Source organism: Pseudemcibacter aquimaris (genome assembly GCF_028869115.1).
Taxonomy (GTDB): Bacteria; Pseudomonadota; Alphaproteobacteria; order Sphingomonadales; family Emcibacteraceae; genus Pseudemcibacter; species Pseudemcibacter aquimaris.
Genome location: NZ_CP079800.1, coordinates 1,954,110 through 1,972,783, shown reverse-complemented (window position 1 = coordinate 1,972,783; position 18,674 = coordinate 1,954,110). Strand labels below are relative to the sequence as shown.

The window sequence follows — 18,674 nt, the reverse complement described above, 5'->3', positions numbered from 1 at the left end:
ATTTTCCATTTGTGATCACAGATGCCACACGACGTCTCACGTTAAATTGAACTGGCTGTGATTTCTTTGTTATTTAATGCCCTAAGTATGTGATTTTATTGGTCACTTATTTACACTAACACGTTAATTCAAGTGATTATTTTTTGACGTTTCTCTGATGTATCTTTTTCTGCCACTAAAAATGTTTTTAAGGAAGTTTCCAAAAAAACATTTTTATAACAATTAGTTAAGGATAGTTATCATGGGTAAAACTCGGGAAGTTTTTAAAAGAAAATTGAAAATGTCACTATTGGGGGGATTGTTGGCCACAACAATGTTATCCCCAACATATGCGCAATCGAATGATGAGAGCCGACTTGCGGAACTGGAAAGTAAATTATCGCAAGCACTTGAAATGATTTCGTCATTACAAACCGAAATCACAGCACTTAAAAATTCAGAAACGGAAAACGTCGAAACGCTTTCTATTCCAGAAGAGACAGTAGAGCTGGTTCAGGAAAATACAGAGCGGTTGGAAGTCGTCGAAGATGAATTATTAGAGCTGGAAGACAAGACCGGCGATAGGGCACTTGTGCAATCATTTGATGCGCTGTCGCTTGATATCGGTGGGTTTCTTCATTCGGCGGTTACGCACGTGGACGGCCGCGATGGATCAGCGACAAGTTTTAACAGGCAAACATTTGAAATATTGATGCGTGCACAGCTTGGTGAAAATTGGTCAGCATTTCTCGCGCAGGCCTTCATCCGTGAATCTGCGCCGATTTTTCAGGATGATGAACAAAGAACGGACCCAACTTTCCAAATTCCGGGTGCAGGTATTTCACCAACGGTGATCGCATGGGCAAATTATAAAGCATCGGATGCCTTGAATGTACGGGTTGGCCGTTTCATTACGCCGCATGGCATTATTAACGTTGATCATTTCCCAGCAATCTTGCTTGATCCGGAACAGCCACAGTTTTTAAGGCCGTTTGGCGGCCAAAGCATGTTTGCTAATTTCATGACTGGGGCCAATATCCACGGTCAAACATTCACCGATAATGGCAGGCTTAAATATGACCTTTATGTCGGTAGTTTTGTCGGCAATCCGGAAAGCTTTAATTATGGGGGTCGTGTTGGATATACGTTTGGTGATACGGGCATAACCGTTGGTGCAAACCTTGGTGGCGGGAGCCGTGTTCGCCCAAGCCTGATCGGCGGCCAGAGTTCTGATTATATCCTTTATGGCGCAGACCTTCTTTATGACAAGGGGCCGATACTTTGGAAGAGTGAGATTTTCTACACGAATGAAGATCACCTATCTGACAGATTGGCGTTTTATACACAACCGGCATATCGCTTGAATGATCAATGGACTGCCTTTTACAGGTTTGATTTCTTTGATGACGGCAATGACAGGGGGAACCAGATTGAACATGCGGTTGGCTTGAATTTTGTCCCGACCAAGAATGTTCGTCTTCGTGGGATAGCGACATTCAAGAACTTCGAAGCCGTTGAAGAAGGGCTGCCTAATGGCCCAATTTCAGAAGCCGACGTGCGCTCATATCAATTGTCAGCAACATTCTCATTTTAGGAAGGTATCATGAAAAATTTTAGTATTAGAATATTTGCAATTTCCACATGGGTTATGTTAGCAGCCATCACAAATGCCACTGCCATGGAATATGCGGTGATTATCAACAGTGAAAATAATCTTTCCGGTGATGAAGAGAACTTAAAAAAACAAGTGCAGCGCGTTTTCTTAAAACAGCAAACCTCATGGGGCAGTATCGATGCTTATCCAATCGGAAGGCGCGAAACAGATGAGGTTTATGCCCATTTTCTGAGCGATGTATTGAAAATGAATGAAATTGAATTTCAAGCATATTGGCTTAGTTTCAAGCAACGTGAAGGCCAAACCCCACCTAGAAAAATCGGTACAGTTAGCCGCATTATTAAAATGGTCGAGCGCAAACCGGGCGGCATCAGTTTTGTTGATATGTCGAAGGTGGATTCATTACCCGATACGGTGAAAGTCTTGTTCCATTTTTAACAGTGACCGTTCATAACCATAGATTAAAAGCACTAAAAATCATTTAGCGTTTTTTTTGTGCAGGGTTTCTGCACCTTTTGCGTATAATAGGGTGAACGGTAACAATTGGTGGTACCTGAATGGGAACAGATGCAATAACCGACGAAGATTTAATGCTGCGTATCGGGGATGGTGATCAAACAGCATATGGCGTGCTGGTGGATCGGCACCTGTCGTTGAATCTGGGTTATGCCACAAAGCTTCTGGGTAATGCCGCAGAAGCAGAAGAAGTCATGCAGGAAGCGTTCATTCGCGTATGGAAGCATGCCACCAAATGGGATCCGGCCCGTAAAACCAAGTTCACAACATGGTTTTATCGGGTGGTTACCAACCTTTGTTATGACGTTTGCAGGAAAAGAAAACCACAGGAAAAAGTGGATGTCCTGGAAAATATCCCGTCCAATGATGCGGGAGCAGAAAATGTGATAGCCGTTGATCAACGTTCTGCGCAAATAAAAGAGGCCCTTGAAAAACTGCCGTGGCGGCAGAACACAGCCATCATGCTTTGTTATTTTCAAGGGTTATCGAATAAACAGGCGGCAGAGGTGATGGAAGTGAGCCTTAATGCACTAGAATCTTATCTGGTAAGAGGAAGGCGCAAATTGGCGGATATTTTAGGAAACGACAAAGACATGCTGTTAAAGGAAATAAGCTAGGTCGTTTTGTCCTAAGGAGAACGGAAGATGAATGAAAGTAAACTGAACGAATATCTGGACGAATATGCCAGAAAATATAGCCCCGAACCAAGTCGGGCGCTCGTTGACAGTATTATGGATATTCCGCGTGAAGTGGAACAGAACCCGGTCTTTAGCTTGCCAAAACGGTTAAGCGATTGGTTCTTGTTCCTTGTGCCGCGACTGTCGGGTCTCACGGCGGCGTGTGCCCTTGGTCTTTATATGGGGAGCGCAGGTGGTACAGCACTGGCCGAAGATGAAATCGCAGAAATCGAACAGGAAGCTTTTAACATCGCGGGTGGTGAAACCGTTCTTGATGAAAACACAGAAACATTGCTTGATCTGGAAGAGTTTATATTTGTTGAGGAAACAGTAGAATGAAGAATTTATCACTTAAAATCAATTGGATAAGTATAGTGATGCTCTTGTCGTTAGGGGTTAACTTCTTTGTGATTGGTTATCTTTATGCCGGACATAAGGCGAAAGAATTACGCATGACGCGGCTTTCGTTTGATCATTCGATTTCCAAAATTGTTGAACCGCTTCCAAAAAGCGGAAAGCATGAATTTTATGTCACCATGAAAAGCAAGCGTGCCGACCTTATTCCGATTTATAAGGATATTATGGCGCAGCGCACCGCGATCATGCATATCATCGCCGCAGATCAATTCGATCCGGCTAAATTCCGTGAAGCGATGGATGCCTATCACAACAGATACCAAAGCATGATTGGCGAAAGTCAGGAAGTGATGGTTAAAATTGTTGGTGGATTAAGCCTTGAAGAAAGAAAAGCCGTTCTTGAGCGTTATAAAAACCCACCAAAAAGATCATACCGCGGTCGTGATGGTGATAGAAACCGTGATAGAAGACGTGATGACGATGATGATAATAGAAAATCGTCAACTGAATCAAAATCTGGCGAGGCTAGTTTCTTTTAATTCAAAGAGGTAATTATAATTTACCACAATTTTTGCGATTAAATTAGTGATTGATTTACCAAAATAGGGTATCATGACCCCATGATTGATCATATTTCAACATCGATACCACCACTGCATAACGCGGGAGAGGGGAATAAACCCTTGTCCGGCAATCGTGGTGCTGCGGAAAAAGCAGAATTCAAACCACCGGAAAATGCCGGGGCGGCGTCAGAACTAAGTGAAGAGCAGCAGAAGCAGGTCGATGAATTAAAAAAACGTGATCAGGAGGTCCGCGCCCACGAAGCCGCCCATAAAAATGCAGGTGGTCAATATGCGGGCAGTGCTTCATACACATATACTGTTGGCCCCGATGGGAAACGATATGCCACGGGTGGCGAGGTTCCGATTGATGTTGCCCCGGTTGAAGGGGACCCGGAAGCAACCGTAGCGAAACTTGATGTGGTGATTGCAGCAGCCCTTGCGCCAGCAAAACCATCCGCACAGGATAGACAAGTTGCCGCCGCCGCAGTTGCCGCAAGAAACAAAGCGCGCGCAGAGCTTGCCGCCAAGGAAAAAGAAGAACTTTCCGGTGAAGGTGACGTTAAGGAACCTTTCGATGTTAATGACTTTGGCAGTACGCCACAGGCGTCCGTTAATAAAGCCTACGAAGGCGGATTGAACCTAGGGCAGGAAGTGCCGAATACAAGCGGTGTTAACTTCAGCGAAGTCAGTTAAAAGTATACATTCAGTATAGTTATATTTTTTTTACATATTTGTTAAGTCGGTTAATCTTTTTTTAGATATTACGGTGTAATCTCAACGTCTAAGCGAGGTTGAGGCGTGGGCGATCTTAATATTATGATCGCTTCAATTGGAGCAAAATGTAATTTTTAAAATTAATTTAAACAGATTGGGTATTAATCTTAAAACCTTATTGATTTGCGTGATGTTGTTTATCGCGCTTGTTCCGCTTGCGGTGCATATATTCAGTATCACCAATTATTCTCAATTCTTCATTGATTATGAACGTAAACATAAAGAAGACGTTCTTCGTTCCGTTGTCATCAATACGACCACTTCTATTCAGGAAGGTGGTTCAAGACTTGTTGGTGATATTATCACCAGTGATGAACAATTTTGGGCGGCATTAAATGATAATAACTTGAATCAATATTTTGATCAGGTGACACAAGAAACTTTTTACGCAAAAAATAACATGAATATTATCGGCCTTGCGGTCGTTAATGAAAGTTATGAACATGTTGGTGGTTTTGGTCTTGATAAATTTGATCCGGATTTAATGAATAAAATTCTAACCAACCATTATACCCAATCAGAGGATATAAGATATCAACCGGGCGGTGTTTATCGCCCCAATATCAACAATGAACCATCATATGTTATGGCCTACCCATTGGAAGCGACGGATTATAAATATTCATTGGTGATTATGGTTTCTGTTTGGGAAGGGCTTAAGGGCATATCCAATTTTGTACTGGCGGATGTGGAAATCACAGGTCAGAATGATGAAGTTTTATTTAGCGAAAAACTTGCCCGTCCTGCTGATGAAAATACCACTGATATTCAAAATAACGACCCGATTGTTGTGCGGCTTGATTATAATGGCGGGCAAAATTTCATTAATATCTATGCATATGGCAGCGATGATGATGTGATCATCAGGTCGGATAATCTTAAATATATTTCAATTGTGGTGGCTGTGCTTTGTATTCTGGTTGTCTGGGTGATTGGGACATATATTCTGAAACATAACTTGTTTAATCGCATCGAATATTTTTCAGATATGATGAAAAAAATCGCCAAGGGCGAGGTGGTAAAACCGGTTGAGGTTCATGATGATACTGAATTTGCAAGATTAACCCGGGAATTACACCACGTTATTGCCTATAACGAAGAACGCACCCGCATTAAGGAAGAACTGGAAGCCGCCATTGATCAGGCAGAAGTCGCCAATACCGCCAAGTCGGAATTCCTTGCGAATATGAGCCATGAATTAAGAACGCCATTAAACGCAATTATCGGATTTTCAGAAATCCTTTCAAGCGAAGAACTGGATGAGTTTAGCCGAACAAAGACCCGTGAATATGCAAAAGATATTCATGATAGTGGTCGCCACTTGTTAAGCATCATTAATGATATTCTCGACCTTTCCAAGGTGGAAGCTGGAAAGATGCGCTTTTTTGAAAGCGAGGTCGATTTAATTGAAACATGTGACGCGGCCATCAGGTTGATTTCTAATCAGGCACGCGCAAAGGATTTATCGGTTTCACTGGATATCGATCAAAGCTTGCCGCTGATTTATGGCGATGAACGAATGATCCAACAGATTTTAACCAATCTGTTATCCAATGCGGTGAAATTCACACTTGCGCTGGGACAGATTATCGTTTCGATCAAGCAAGCGGAAAATGGCGATATCGTCATGAGCGTCAAGGATAATGGTATCGGCATTGCAAAGGAAAAAATTGATGATGTGTTTGAACCATTCCATCAGATTGATACCAGTTATGATAAATCAGAAATGGGTACCGGACTTGGATTGTCACTTGTGAAGTCATTCATTGATCTTCATGATGGCACGGTTAATCTTGAAAGTGAAATTGGCCAATATACGGTCGTGACTGTCACATTCCCATCCGCCCGCGTTATTCGCGAAGACGAACAACCCGTTAAATTTAAAGCGGTTTAAATTATCATCTTTCTGTGCTAACCAGTCATTATGACAGACAGCACATACCATATTCCCAAAAAAACTGTGATGATCGAAGATGTGATTAAACGCAGCCGTTTTATCGCCCATATCGGCCATACCCCCGATGTTAAAAGCGCACGGGAATTTATCGCGAAAATCAAAGAAGAATACCCGGACGCGGGCCATAATTGTTGGGCATATGTGGCGGGTGCGCCGTGGGATAGTCAGGTGCTTGGCTTTTCCGATGATGGGGAACCAAATGGAACCGCGGGTAAGCCGATGTTAAATGTGTTGATGGGATCGGGCATTGGTGAAATTACGGGCGTGGTAACACGGTATTTTGGTGGTACCAAACTTGGTACAGGTGGCCTTGTGCGTGCATATGGTGGTTCGTTAAAACTGGCGATGGAAGAACTGGTCACGGGTGAAAAAATACCCGAAGTATACGTCACCGGCATTTCGGAATATAGCCATCAAAGCCTGATTGATAAATTACTTGAAAATTATAACATCATCGAACGCGACGTCCAGTTTACCGATAAAATCAGCTGGGACCTAAAAATGGACGCCCGCGAAGCTCCGCTCGCCATCGCCGAAATTTTCGACAAAACAAGCGGGCGCATTCAGTTTGAGGTATTAGAGGATTGATGCATTAATTCTGTTGATCAGCCTCTTGCTGTAATCTTTTTAGTCGCTCAAATTTTTCCGGACTATCGGGAATATGACCTTGGTTTAAATCAACTTCTGTACCGTTTCTAAGCCATTCTTCAGGAAAATCTGCGGCCTTAATTGAATTGCTATCACGATATGATGAACCGATGGATTTTCTTTCTGTGTATGGTACGACATGTTCACCGTCTTGATTGCTTGTCAGTTCATATAAACGTTTTCTAAGCGCGATTTTAACGTCAAGTAGATCAGGATCATTCGCCAGATTATTCATTTCGGTTGGATCATTGATTATATCATAAAGCTCTTCACGGTCCCAAACACCGTGATATTGGATTAATTTATAACGGTCTGTGCGAACAGCAAATGTTGTCGGGGTTTGCGGGAAATTATATTCCCAGAAATATTCATAAACAAATTCATTGTTCCATTGATCATCATCCGGATTATTATCGGCTAGTTTCTTGAAACTGCGCCCTTGGAATTGATCAGGTTTTTCCACATCGGCGATTTCCAGAATGGTTGGTGCAATGTCAAGATTGGCAACAACCTGATATACGGTTTTTCCTTTTTCAAAACCCGGCCCCATCGCCAGCAATGGAACACGCATGCTTTCTTCATATGCATTTCGTTTGTCAATAAGGCCGTGTTCACCAAACATAAAGCCATTATCACCCATAAGCATGATTATGGTATTTTCCGTAAGATTTTTTTCTTCTAACCATGCCATTAACCGGCCGATGCTATCGTCCACTGCCGATAAGGTTCGGTGATATTGCATTTTATATTTTCCCACATCCAGTGTGCTGTGATAGGGGAAATCAACACCGTGCCAGCTGCTGCGTTGGTCTTTAACCCAGCGAGGCTTGCCTTTATAGTTTTCTTCCGTATTGGCCATATTGTCGGGTAATTTTACCTGTTTACCATCATATTGATTTGCATGGCGCTTCGCAGGTTCAAAGTCCGCATGGACCGCTTTATGGGAAAAATAAAGGAAAAACGGTTCACTTGTATCAAGATCATCTAACCAATCAATGGCATAATCCGTTAATTCATCGGTGATATACCCTTTTTGATTAACGTGTTTGCCGTCTACATTCAGTTTTGATTGGGTGCCGTTTTCATTGATGGGGTAATAATTTCCCTGGCCTTCGAAACTTATCCATTTATCAAAGCCGGGTTGGGGCTGATCCCCTTCAGCGCCCATATGCCATTTTCCTATAAAGGCGGTTTTATAACCCGCGTTTTGTAAATATGATGGGAAAAATATTGTTCCTTCGCGGATAGGGGCGTTGTTATCGACAACCCTGTGGGTATTGGCATATTGCCCCGTCAAAATTGTGGCGCGACTTGGGGAACAAAGTGCGGTGGTTACAAATGCATTTTTAAAATGAACGCCATTTTCGGCGATGGCATCCATATTCGGTGTATCTAATAACGGGTTTAATATACCAAGTTCATCATAACGTTGGTCGTCGGTTAGAATATAAATAATATTAGGACGTTTTGATAAATCCTGCGCAAATAAAATCACGGTGAATGCCGAATATAATAAAAATGAAATGATTGAAAAATAGATGTTTTTCATTGATTGTTTCCCTCTTGAAAATCCCTTGATTATCATGTGCGTGTATTTTTAAGATGCTTGTTATCTTCAGTGTAAACGATTACACTCGATGTTGCAAATCACGGTTAAATCGCAAAATTACAAGGGAAAAAATATGGGTAAGATTTTAAAAACAGTGTTGTTCTTTATGATTTCTTCGCAGCTTGCATATTCAAATGACAATGTTGATAAGGTTGCATCAACAAAGGGCTTGGTTGCATTTTGGGATTTTAAAAAATCGGATCAGAATGCCTTTAAATCCTATTTTGATAAAGACGTGACCCATAAAGAATTTCCCGTGTATTTGCGCCGTATTGGTGATCAAAACCGTTATGATGTAAAGGGCTGGCCATATCATGATGAATTATCAAAAGTTATCATTGACCAGACAGGGCCATTTGGTCACGGGATCAGGTTGAATAAAGGATATATTTATGGTGAAGTGCCGCGCTCTGAATTTGATGGTAGCGAGCTTGATTTAACCGGGAAAAAGCCGTTTACCATGGTTGCGTGGGTAAGGTTTGACGGTAATCGCCATATGGTTGCCGGTATTTGGGATGAGGGGGGATGGAACCGTTATGCCGGCGAAAGACAGGCCGCGTTATTCGCAGGACTTTTTAACCAGAAAGGTGTGATTGCGCATATTTCATCAACAGGGGCCGCCAGTTATCCGCAATCGAATGTTGATGGCGCACAATACGCCAGAATAAGGGCCATTGACGGTCAAGCATTTGAAAATGAAAAATGGGTCGCTATCGCGATGACTTTTGATCCGGAAAATGGCGTTGTTAAGGCTTATTTGAATGGGGAACTTACGAAATATAGAATTCCGGACCCGGTGACGGAAGATGTTATGCAAAACGCGGTCATTCCGCTTGCCAACCCATTCACCTTTACGCAGGCTTTGTACGGTCCTAAAAACTTTCAATTGAAATTTAATGGTTATGATTTTCATAATAATCCAATTAAGGAGCATTTCCTGTGGGTCGATTTAAATGATAAAAAAATCGTGTATGATCAGACAGGTAGCGATCCTGAAAAACGGTTTCGTTTGACATTTGATGTTGAACGGGATGGGCGGTCAATTTTTGTTCATAAAATCATGAAAGAAGTGACCAAGAAAACTACAATAGGGATTTCGCAAGCGGTCAATGTGAATGACAAAATTATCACGGGGCTTGAAGAATATCGAAATGGCAGTTGGGTCAAGGTCGGAACAAATGTTGAAAAGATAGTATCAGAAGGGGCACCTTTTACATTTGCCCGTGCATTGGGACTTGATGAAGATGGCATTGATCACGGATCAAGCGAACTTTATATGGACGGTGTCGCCGTATTCAATCGGGTCCTTTCTGCAGATGAACTTAAAGGGATAAGTTTTGTTCCGTGAATTGACATAACAGCAGCTGCATTCAATTCGAGGTATTAGAAGATTAAAAGGATATATCGTTGAAAATATCGCATAATAAAAGAAAAGCCGTTTGGGGGCTGATGGTATTGGTCGTCGTGGTTTTATCACTTTTACCCCAAGATAATATTCCAGTAAAAATGCCATTTACCGATAAAACAGCGCATTTTGTGACTTATGCTATTCTTTCCTTTTTCGCGCTTTTATCGTCTAGACAAAAACATTCTTTATTCGCGATTTTAGCGGTGCAAATTTTTATAGGTACTTTTTTGGAAGGCGCCCAATCATTCGTTCCTGGTCGCATGCCGGAATTCCTTGATATTGTTGCAAACAGTTTAGGTGTGTTGCTTGGGGCAATAGCATATTTTATCTTTCGGAAAATTAAGCCGATTGAGCAAAAATAGAAACGGCAGTCAAAATAACCAACTCGAGAGAATCCGCTTTCGATTATAAGCGGACGGTCAATTATATAGTTTCCAAAATACTTGCCCTAGCACTGCGAAAATTATGATCATTATGAATTTTATTGCCAAACCGTTTTTTGTTTTACTATCTTCACTAATTTCATTAACGGCATCATCATTTGTAATTAGTTCCCCATGTTCTGTTATCTCACCGATAATTTTTTCCAAATTCTTCTTGAACCTTTTTTTCATCATTAACGGCTCAAATGGAAATCCGCTATTTCCAACTTTAACTTCTATGCACTTATTGTTAATTTTTCTCAAGAAAACATTCATCTGCAGTGCTTCAGAATTATAGTTAAACTCGAGCGCTAGTGATGCTCCTCTCTTAAATTTCCATATCTCTTGGTTGATTTGTTTCTCACTGAAGCCATTTGAAATAAAGGATTTCCTCAAACGAGAGAAGTCTCCATCAAATTCTACATTATCACTAACATAACAACTAATTATTTCAATTAGAGACAATTCCTAAATTCCTTTTTTACTTATGCTTAGTTAAAATTTATAGGATAGTTTCCAATGAGCGTCTACCTAGCAAAGGAAATTGTCACTAAAACATTAATTACAGACATTAAGATCGAAATTTTAAAGTTACTCACCTTAAATGATTGTCGCATTATATATTAATGCAATCGAACGTCCGCTTGGTGGCCAAAGCGGACATTCTGAATCAAAGCGCCTTGATGATATCTTCGACCATTTTCTTGGCATCACTGAAAAGCATCATGGTGTTATCACGGAAAAACAGTTCGTTTTGAACGCCGGCGTAACCGCTGGCCATGCCGCGTTTAACGAATAACACTGTGCCAGCCTGTTCCACGTCAAGCACGGGCATGCCGTAAATGGGGCTGGTCTTATCGGTTTTTGCGGCCGGGTTGGTGACGTCATTGGCGCCGATTACGAATGCAACATCGGTTGCGGCAAATTCGCTGTTGATGTCTTCTAGCTCGAACACTTCGTCATAGGGCACGTTGGCCTCGGCCAGTAACACATTCATATGGCCGGGCATACGTCCCGCGACCGGATGAATGGCGTATTTTACGGTCACGCCTTCTTCCTTAAGGGCGTCGCACATTTCACGTAAGGCATGTTGTGCTTGCGCCACGGCCATACCGTATCCGGGAACGATGATCACCGATGATGCATTTTTCATGATGAATGCCGCATCATCAGCCGCGCCTTGCTTCACGGGGCGTGTTTCAATTTCACCGCTGCCCGCGGCCGCGTCATCACCACCAAATCCGCCAAGGATCACGCTAATGAATGAACGGTTCATAGCGGCACACATAATGTAACTTAGGATCGCACCGGATGAACCCACAAGCGCACCCGTTACAATCAATGCATTATTTTGCAGGGTAAAACCAATACCCGCCGCCGCCCAGCCGGAATAACTATTCAGCATGCTGACAACCACCGGCATATCCGCACCACCAATTGGAATGATGATCAGGAACCCGATCAGGAAACTAAGCCCGATGATGATCCATATAAGATTACCGCCACCCATGGCCGAAACATTGTCGGTTGAAAACATGAATATCAGCGCGAAAATGGCAATGCCGATACCGGCGTTAATCAAATGGCGCATTGGTAACAATATCGGCGCGCCGGACATGTTGCCATTTAGCTTAGCAAAGGCAATCACAGAACCGGAAAATGTTATGGCGCCAATCGCTGCACCAAGTGACATTTCAACGCGGCTTGCGACAAAAATATTGCCCATGGCATCCGTAATACCAAAGCTTGCCGGTTCAAGGAATGCTGCCGCCGCCACAAGAACAGCCGCAAGACCCACAAGTGAATGGAACGCGGCCACAAGTTGCGGCATGCTTGTCATGGCAATGCGGTTGGCGATGATAAGCCCGATACCGCCACCAACGGCGATGGCAATGATGATCCACGTGTATGAAACAATTTCCGGATTGGCGAGGGTAGTAATCACCGCAATCGCCATACCGACCATACCGTACATATTGCCCTGCCGGGAACTTTCCGGTGATGAAAGACCACGAAGAGCCAGAATGAATAAAACACCAGCAACAAGGTAAGCAATGGCGGTTAAATCAACGATATTTTGTTCGCTCATGATTTATCCCCTTTGTTATCTGACTGCGGTTTTTTCTTATACATGCTCAACATGCGGTTGGTGACGGCGAAGCCACCAAAAATATTTACGGCGGCAAGACCAATCGCGATAATACCGAGGATTTTTGCCATCGACATGCCATCCGGCCCCGCGGCAATAAGTGCACCAACAATAATTACCGATGAAATGGCGTTTGTTACCGCCATCAGTGGTGTATGCAGGGCGGGTGTTACGCTCCAGACCACGTAGTATCCAACGAATATAGCGAGCACGAATAATGATATTTGCGATACAAAGGGGGACATTGATGCAGTACCCATGGCCGTATCAACCATTTGATTAACTTGATCCATCTTAGTTCTCCCCTGTTAAGCGTTCATGAACGATATTGCCGTCTTTGGTGATCAATGTGCCTTGTATAATTTCATCATCCCAATCAATGGAAAGGCCATTTTGTTCTTCGTTTACAAGTGGCGTAATGAAATTAAGCAGGTTTTTCGCGTATAGCGCACTTGCATCGGCGGCAAGGCGGCTTGCCATGTTCAAATGGGCAATGATCGTGACACCATTTTCCGTGGTGTATGTTTCACCGGGGCGTGTCTGCGTGCAATTACCACCCGCAGGGGCGGCAAGGTCCACAATGATTGATCCGGGTTTCATGGACGCAACCATGTCATCATCAATGAGTACCGGGGCAGGGCGCCCGGGGATTAGCGCCGTGGTAATCGCGATATCCTGTTTCTTAAGCGTTTCCGCGATCAGTGCTGCTTGCGCGCGTTTATAATCGTCGCTCATTTCTTTGGCGTAACCGCCTTCGGTTTCGCCGGTTTCATCGCTTTCGACCATTACGAATTTACCACCAAGGCTTTCAACCTGTTCTTTTGCGGCGGCGCGCACGTCGGTGGCGGAAACAACCGCACCAAGCCTTTTGGCGGTGGCGATTGCCTGTAAGCCCGCGACACCAGCACCCATCACCATGACTTTAGCCGGGGCAACCGTGCCGGCGGCCGTCATCATCATGGGGAATGCGCGGTTATATTCTGCTGCCGCATCAATCACGGCCTTATATCCGGCAAGGTTTGATTGGCTTGATAATACATCCATGCTTTGCGCACGGGTGATGCGCGGCATAAATTCCATGGAAAAGGATGTAATATTCCCCGCGGCATAGGCGGCGTTATGATCCGCACTTGCGGTTGGGTCCAATGTGGAAATCAGAATGGCACCTGATTTAATCAGGGATATTTCATCAATATCGCCTTCAGATGCCAATAATGGTTTTTGCACCTTAAGGACAATGTCGGCGTCTTGATATGCGCTTGCGGTGTCATTTGCCACATCTGCGCCCGCCTGTTTATAATCATCATCTGAAATGCTGCTGCCTAACCCGGCGCCACTTTCAACGGTGACGTTAAAGCCAAGGGCAATATATTTTTTGATGATGTCCGGTGTTGCGGCGACACGATTTTCATGCGCACGCCTTTCTTTTGGGATTGTTATTCTCATTTTTTCCGCCTCTCAAGGGGATCAATTCTTGCCGTCATTTTTGGCTCGGCTGGCGATTGATCTATGCCTTATGAGAAGAAATATTAACAGAATTTGTCCATTTTTTTAAGTAAGAAATTCTTATGCCACGTTTATAAAAAATAGCGCCCTTTGCGACGAAGTGACATTTTTTAGCGATAAGGCGACATAAATGTTGCTTGAAAAATGAAAAACCATCTATAAGTTTAAGTTATGAAAAACGAGAGAGGTTTTAAATGATTTACTTGGTAGCAATTATCTGTCCACCACTAGCATTGCTTTTTAAAGGCAAAATTTTTCAAGCAATTCTAAACGGCGTGCTTTGGGGCATTAGCGCTATTTTATTTGTTCTTTCGCTTGGGTTCCTAGGCGGACTAACATTCCCGATCTGGATTGTGACGATCATCTGGGCCATCCTAACTGTTAGAGGGGCCAACGAACAGGAACGTCATCAGGAAATCGTTGACGCGATCAAATCCAATAAGTGATAAACAAATCTTTTTGTTGAAGTTAAAGCGATTGGTGGGAACCTTGAGGGGGATAGGTGAGGCCCCCACCATTTGCAACCAAGCTTGTTAAAGGCATGGTAACTTTCGCTTTTTTGACGGTATAGTGGGAAAGAAATCACCGTCAGCACAATTATTACTCAATAGAACTATTTTAAATATATCTTTTAAATCTTAACAAAAGATTTATTTTTAATATATCTTTTGTTGGGCATATTCTTATTTGCGTTTTAGATAAGATTAGGTTGAAACATATAGAAAAATATAATGCAATCTAGCGGACTATGATGTTTTAACTTTTATTGTTACGAAAAATCAGTATATTTGTACGTAAGACGTTGAAATAAAATGTTCAAATAAGGGGGGCTTCCTGTGCTTGTTTCTAATAACTATAATCAAAAAATCGAACAAAAGGAAAAATTATCCTTTAAATCTAATTTACCTGAGGCAATTGCTAATAATAAATTGTTCAGGAATTTGGTTTTATTGATGTCTACGACTTCTCTTGCAGCTTGTGGTGGTGGTGAAAGACCAATTTTTGGCGACCCTACTGGTGATGGTGGTACGGGAACAGGAACTGGAACTGGCGGCGGCAGTGGCGGTGGTTCTACCGGAATTTTGATGGTTGAGGGTACAGCTGTTGAAGATCAGGTGCTTGAATTAACCGGTGGAATATCTGGTGTGGATGCCGATGAGCCGATTACATATGAATGGTTAAGAGACGGCGTGCCAATTGTTGGTGCCACGGAAAATTCATATACCCTTACCCAAGCCGATGTTGGCACAATTATTTCATCATCAGTTACATATACTGATACGCTTGGCAATATTCAAAATATTACGTTTACGGGAACAACCGCTGTAGAAAACGTAAATGACGACCCAGTTGGTGAGGTTACAATCACAGGCACACCAACAGAGGGCGAAACGTTATTGGTTTCAAATACGATCGGTGATGAAGATGGTCTTGGTGTAATCTCTTACCAGTGGCAGCGAGATGGCGTTGATGTTTTGGGTGCAACGAATACAACCTATGAACTGACGCAGGATGATACAGGCAGTGTAATTACAGTTGTCGCAAGTTACACTGATGATTACGGCACTGATGAAACAGTCGTTTCTGAAGGTACTTCGGCGGTTCTTAATGTGAATAATGAGCCAACTGGTGAAGTGATCATTTCGGGTACTGCGACAGAAGACGAAACGCTGACTGTATCAAATACAATTGATGATGTAGATGGACTTGGTACAATCACATATCAATGGCAACGTGATGGTGTTGACGTTGAGGATGCAACAACGGATAGCTATACGTTAACCCAAGATGATGTTGGTGCAACTATGACTGTTGTTGCGACCTATACAGATGGTGAGGGTACAGTAGAGACTGTCACTTCCGATAATACAAGTGCCGTTTTGAATGTTAGTCATTCCACAACAGGTACAGTAACTATAGCGGGTAGCGCAACAGAAGGTGCGACGCTGATTGCATCAAATACCCTTGCGGATGAAGATGGTCTTGGTGCCATCACTTATCAATGGCAAAGTGATGGTGTTGATATTGCGGGTGCCACAGGTGTTAATTATTACCTGACCCAGGATGATGTGGGGTCCGTGATAACAGTTGTTGCAAGTCATACAGACGGTGAAGGAACCTTGGAAAGTGTTTCTTCATTCAGTACTGACGAAGTAACAGAGCTTTCAGCGCTACAACTTTCCACATTGGATGGTAGATTTGGTTTCCGCCTTGATGGTGATGAAATAGACGGTCAAGTTGGCTGGTCTGTATCGGGCGCGGGTGATTTTAATGGTGATGGATATGATGATTTAATCATTGGTGCCAATCTGGTTAATGCGGATGGTACGGATACAGGCGCGAGCTATGTATTGTTTGGCTCTAATGATAATTATGGTGCCGATGGGATATTAGGAACACCATATAGTCTTTCCAATTTTAACGGAATTAATGGTTTCCGTCTTGATGGTGTTGGCGAGGGTGATGAAAGCGGTTTTTCAGTATCCAATGCTGGTGACGTTAATGGTGATGGTTATGATGATCTGTTAATCGGTGCTTATGCCGCTGATCCGAATGGTGATCTTAGCGGCTCGAGCTACGTGGTGTTTGGTAATGTATCCTTTATGGGCGCGTCATTTGATCTGTCGAGCCTTGATGGTACCAATGGTTTCCGCATTGATGGTGAAGCCGTTGGCGATGAAAGCGGATATTCGGTATCCAATGCCGGTGATGTTAACGGTGATGGCTTTGATGATATAATTATTAGTGCGCCTTCTGCTGATCCGAATGGTGATGGCAGTGGGTCATCTTATGTCGTTTTCGGTCAGACAAATTGGACAGCCAATTCAGGTGTGTTTGATCTATCGTCCATTGATGGTTCAAATGGTTTCCGTCTTGATGGTGCTGCTGTGGGTGATGCAAGCGGCTATTCAGTATCCAATGCTGGTGATGTTAATGGTGATGGTTATGATGATGTGATCGTAAGTGCATATTCAGCCGACCCGAACGGCAATTCAAGCGGTTCAACATATGTGGTTTTCGGTGATGATGATTGGACGGCGGGTTCAGGTGTTGTTGATCTTTCATCAATTAATGGAACAAATGGTTTCCGCCTTGATGGTGAGGCTGCAGATGATGAAAGTGGTTATTCCGTATCATCAGCGGGCGATTTCAATGGTGATGGTTTCGATGATATGGTCGTAGGCGCGCGTTATACTGATAACAATGGTAATGCCAGTGGATCTACGTATGTGGTGTTTGGTGCTGCTGATTGGACAGCCGGATCAGGTATATTTGACCTTTCCACGCTTGATGGAACAACTGGCTTTAGGTTAGATGGCGAAGCAGCCGGCGATGAAAGTGGTTATTCAGTTTCTAATCTAGGTGACATAAATGATGATGGCTTTGATGATATTATCGTTGGTGCTTACGCCGCAGATCCAAACGGTGATGATAGTGGTTCCAGTTATGTGTTGTTCGGTACTGATACCGGTATACCTGCTGTTTTTGATTTTGAAGCCCTGGATGGTACCAATGGTTTCCGCATTGATGGTGAAACTGCTGGTGACCAAAGTGGCTGGTCCGTTTCTGGTGCCGGTGATTTAAATGGCGATGGTTACGATGACTTTATCGTCGGCGCGCATGGCATAGATTCAGATGGTGCAAACAGTGGATCTGCCTATGTTATATATGGTGGAACACAATGGTCATATTCTGTTGAAGATTGTGGTGAAGTAGTCACAGGCGATAACGCGAATAACGTTCTGATAGGCACTTTCTGTGATGATATTATTTATGGTCTGGATGGTGATGATATTCTTAAAGGCGGATCAGGCCAGGATACTCTATATGGCGGAAAAGGCATTGATCAGCTATATGGTGGTGGTAATTATGATATCTTCGTGTTTGAGCCTGGTGAAACGGTTATAACTATCAGCGGTGTAATCGATGACGGGGTCATAACGGGTTATGATACCATATATGACTTTGAAGTAGGGGACGGTACTAATAATAGTGAAGCTATCGATATTAGCGTTGAAGGTCACGATTACTTGGCTTCAGATATGTATTATTTGAATTTTGTGATTACGGATGGAAATGGTTTCGATAGTTCATTGACCATTGACGGATCAACCATAAAATCTCATTCTATAGTAAATGGTGTCATTAGCTTTGATGATCAGGATGATTTTACAGAAGCGCTTGAAATAAGCACTAATAGTGATATTGCAGCAGTTGTTGAATATCTTCAAAGGCAAAATTTTGTTAATCCACTATTAATTGACGACGATCATCATCCGACTGTAGCCTTTGATGTTGGTGCTGATACCTTCATTTTTTCTCAGGGACATAAAAGCGGTGAAGATAGTCTTGATATGCTTATTCGTCTTGAAGGGGTTCAGGTGGACAGTTTGAGCCTTAATGAGATTGCTACTGAGTTTGGTCTTTATATCTTATAAATTTCTAATTCAGAAACATCTTTATGATTGCCGTAACGATTAGCCCAATTATATC

At 42.9% G+C, this 18,674-nt stretch carries 17 protein-coding genes; 12 read left to right on the top strand and 5 right to left on the bottom strand.

Going from position 1 to position 18,674, the window contains the following annotated elements:
* Window positions 1-280 precede the first annotated feature (280 nt).
* The 8 genes from KW060_RS09345 to KW060_RS09310 all read left to right on the top strand — a co-directional run bounded on the left by KW060_RS09345 (window position 281) and on the right by KW060_RS09310 (window position 7,026).
* Window positions 281-1,573 carry a hypothetical protein gene (locus KW060_RS09345; protein ID WP_249034552.1) on the top strand — a complete coding sequence of 431 codons (1,293 nt, stop codon included), beginning with the start codon at window positions 281-283 and terminating at the stop codon, window positions 1,571-1,573.
* 9 nt (window positions 1,574-1,582) lie between these two features.
* The gene (locus KW060_RS09340) at window positions 1,583-2,032 is read left to right on the top strand and encodes a hypothetical protein (protein ID WP_249034551.1); all 450 of its coding nucleotides are present in this window, start codon (window positions 1,583-1,585) and stop codon (window positions 2,030-2,032) included.
* 119 nt (window positions 2,033-2,151) lie between these two features.
* The gene (locus tag KW060_RS09335; RefSeq protein ID WP_249034550.1) at window positions 2,152-2,727 is read left to right on the top strand and encodes a sigma-70 family RNA polymerase sigma factor; all 576 of its coding nucleotides are present in this window, start codon (window positions 2,152-2,154) and stop codon (window positions 2,725-2,727) included.
* A gap of 27 nt (window positions 2,728-2,754) precedes the next feature.
* Window positions 2,755-3,126: a hypothetical protein gene (locus KW060_RS09330; RefSeq protein WP_249034549.1), complete on the top strand. Its 372-nt coding sequence runs from the start codon at window positions 2,755-2,757 to the stop codon at window positions 3,124-3,126.
* Window positions 3,123-3,683, top strand: coding sequence for a periplasmic heavy metal sensor (locus KW060_RS09325; protein WP_249034548.1), 561 nt, complete (start codon window positions 3,123-3,125; stop codon window positions 3,681-3,683). The genes KW060_RS09330 and KW060_RS09325 overlap by 4 nt, the downstream gene beginning before the upstream one ends.
* A gap of 81 nt (window positions 3,684-3,764) precedes the next feature.
* Entirely contained in the window at window positions 3,765-4,400 is a 636-nt protein-coding gene (locus KW060_RS09320) for a putative metalloprotease CJM1_0395 family protein (protein ID WP_249034547.1), read from the top strand.
* A gap of 136 nt (window positions 4,401-4,536) precedes the next feature.
* Window positions 4,537-6,375 (top strand): sensor histidine kinase, encoded by a 1,839-nt coding sequence (locus KW060_RS09315; RefSeq protein ID WP_249034546.1) that lies wholly within the window; start codon window positions 4,537-4,539, stop codon window positions 6,373-6,375.
* 30 nt (window positions 6,376-6,405) lie between these two features.
* On the top strand, window positions 6,406-7,026 hold the full coding sequence (locus tag KW060_RS09310) for a YigZ family protein (protein WP_249034545.1): 621 nt from the start codon (window positions 6,406-6,408) through the stop codon (window positions 7,024-7,026).
* Window positions 7,027-7,030: 4 nt separating this feature from the next.
* Here KW060_RS09310 and KW060_RS09305 read toward each other — a convergent pair whose 3' ends face one another.
* Window positions 7,031-8,635, bottom strand: coding sequence for a sulfatase family protein (locus KW060_RS09305; protein ID WP_249034544.1), 1,605 nt, complete (start codon window positions 8,633-8,635; stop codon window positions 7,031-7,033).
* 133 nt (window positions 8,636-8,768) lie between these two features.
* Between KW060_RS09305 and KW060_RS09300 the strand changes: the two genes are divergently transcribed.
* Together KW060_RS09300 and KW060_RS09295 are read left to right on the top strand one after the other, a co-directional pair.
* Window positions 8,769-10,043: a LamG domain-containing protein gene (locus tag KW060_RS09300; RefSeq protein WP_249034543.1), complete on the top strand. Its 1,275-nt coding sequence runs from the start codon at window positions 8,769-8,771 to the stop codon at window positions 10,041-10,043.
* Between the two features lie 59 nt (window positions 10,044-10,102).
* A complete protein-coding gene (locus KW060_RS09295) occupies window positions 10,103-10,465 on the top strand; it encodes a VanZ family protein (protein WP_249034542.1) in 363 nt (120 codons plus the stop codon).
* A gap of 57 nt (window positions 10,466-10,522) precedes the next feature.
* Here KW060_RS09295 and KW060_RS09290 read toward each other — a convergent pair whose 3' ends face one another.
* From KW060_RS09290 to KW060_RS09275, 4 genes are all read right to left on the bottom strand, one after another.
* Window positions 10,523-10,990, bottom strand: coding sequence for a hypothetical protein (locus tag KW060_RS09290; protein ID WP_249034541.1), 468 nt, complete (start codon window positions 10,988-10,990; stop codon window positions 10,523-10,525).
* 205 nt (window positions 10,991-11,195) lie between these two features.
* On the bottom strand, window positions 11,196-12,614 hold the full coding sequence (locus tag KW060_RS09285) for an NAD(P)(+) transhydrogenase (Re/Si-specific) subunit beta (protein ID WP_249034540.1): 1,419 nt from the start codon (window positions 12,612-12,614) through the stop codon (window positions 11,196-11,198).
* Complete coding sequence (locus KW060_RS09280) at window positions 12,611-12,967, bottom strand: NAD(P) transhydrogenase subunit alpha part 2 (RefSeq protein ID WP_249034539.1); 357 nt, start codon at window positions 12,965-12,967, stop codon at window positions 12,611-12,613. The genes KW060_RS09285 and KW060_RS09280 overlap by 4 nt, the downstream gene beginning before the upstream one ends.
* 1 nt (window position 12,968) lies before the next feature.
* Window positions 12,969-14,120 carry a Re/Si-specific NAD(P)(+) transhydrogenase subunit alpha gene (locus KW060_RS09275; protein ID WP_249034538.1) on the bottom strand — a complete coding sequence of 384 codons (1,152 nt, stop codon included), beginning with the start codon at window positions 14,118-14,120 and terminating at the stop codon, window positions 12,969-12,971.
* Window positions 14,121-14,374: 254 nt separating this feature from the next.
* On the opposite strand from KW060_RS09275, the gene KW060_RS09270 reads away from it, so the two are divergent.
* Window positions 14,375-14,626, top strand: coding sequence for a hypothetical protein (locus KW060_RS09270; RefSeq protein ID WP_249034537.1), 252 nt, complete (start codon window positions 14,375-14,377; stop codon window positions 14,624-14,626).
* 507 nt (window positions 14,627-15,133) lie between these two features.
* Window positions 15,134-18,619: a hypothetical protein gene (locus tag KW060_RS09265; protein ID WP_249034536.1), complete on the top strand. Its 3,486-nt coding sequence runs from the start codon at window positions 15,134-15,136 to the stop codon at window positions 18,617-18,619.
* Window positions 18,620-18,674: the final 55 nt, after the last annotated feature.

Bases quoted from the DNA above. Each gene is read 5' to 3' on its own strand.
- KW060_RS09345 (WP_249034552.1), top strand. From the start codon at position 281: ATGTCACTATTGGGGGGATTGTTGGCCACAACAATGTTATCCCCAACA.
- KW060_RS09340 (WP_249034551.1), top strand. From the start codon at position 1,583: ATGAAAAATTTTAGTATTAGAATATTTGCAATTTCCACATGGGTTATG.
- KW060_RS09335 (WP_249034550.1), top strand. From the start codon at position 2,152: ATGGGAACAGATGCAATAACCGACGAAGATTTAATGCTGCGTATCGGG.
- KW060_RS09330 (WP_249034549.1), top strand. From the start codon at position 2,755: ATGAATGAAAGTAAACTGAACGAATATCTGGACGAATATGCCAGAAAA.
- KW060_RS09325 (WP_249034548.1), top strand. From the start codon at position 3,123: ATGAAGAATTTATCACTTAAAATCAATTGGATAAGTATAGTGATGCTC.
- KW060_RS09320 (WP_249034547.1), top strand. From the start codon at position 3,765: ATGATTGATCATATTTCAACATCGATACCACCACTGCATAACGCGGGA.
- KW060_RS09310 (WP_249034545.1), top strand. From the start codon at position 6,406: ATGACAGACAGCACATACCATATTCCCAAAAAAACTGTGATGATCGAA.
- KW060_RS09305 (WP_249034544.1), bottom strand. From the start codon at position 8,635: ATGAAAAACATCTATTTTTCAATCATTTCATTTTTATTATATTCGGCA.
- KW060_RS09300 (WP_249034543.1), top strand. From the start codon at position 8,769: ATGGGTAAGATTTTAAAAACAGTGTTGTTCTTTATGATTTCTTCGCAG.
- KW060_RS09285 (WP_249034540.1), bottom strand. From the start codon at position 12,614: ATGAGCGAACAAAATATCGTTGATTTAACCGCCATTGCTTACCTTGTT.
- KW060_RS09280 (WP_249034539.1), bottom strand. From the start codon at position 12,967: ATGGATCAAGTTAATCAAATGGTTGATACGGCCATGGGTACTGCATCA.
- KW060_RS09275 (WP_249034538.1), bottom strand. From the start codon at position 14,120: ATGAGAATAACAATCCCAAAAGAAAGGCGTGCGCATGAAAATCGTGTC.
- KW060_RS09270 (WP_249034537.1), top strand. From the start codon at position 14,375: ATGATTTACTTGGTAGCAATTATCTGTCCACCACTAGCATTGCTTTTT.
- KW060_RS09265 (WP_249034536.1), top strand. From the start codon at position 15,134: ATGTCTACGACTTCTCTTGCAGCTTGTGGTGGTGGTGAAAGACCAATT.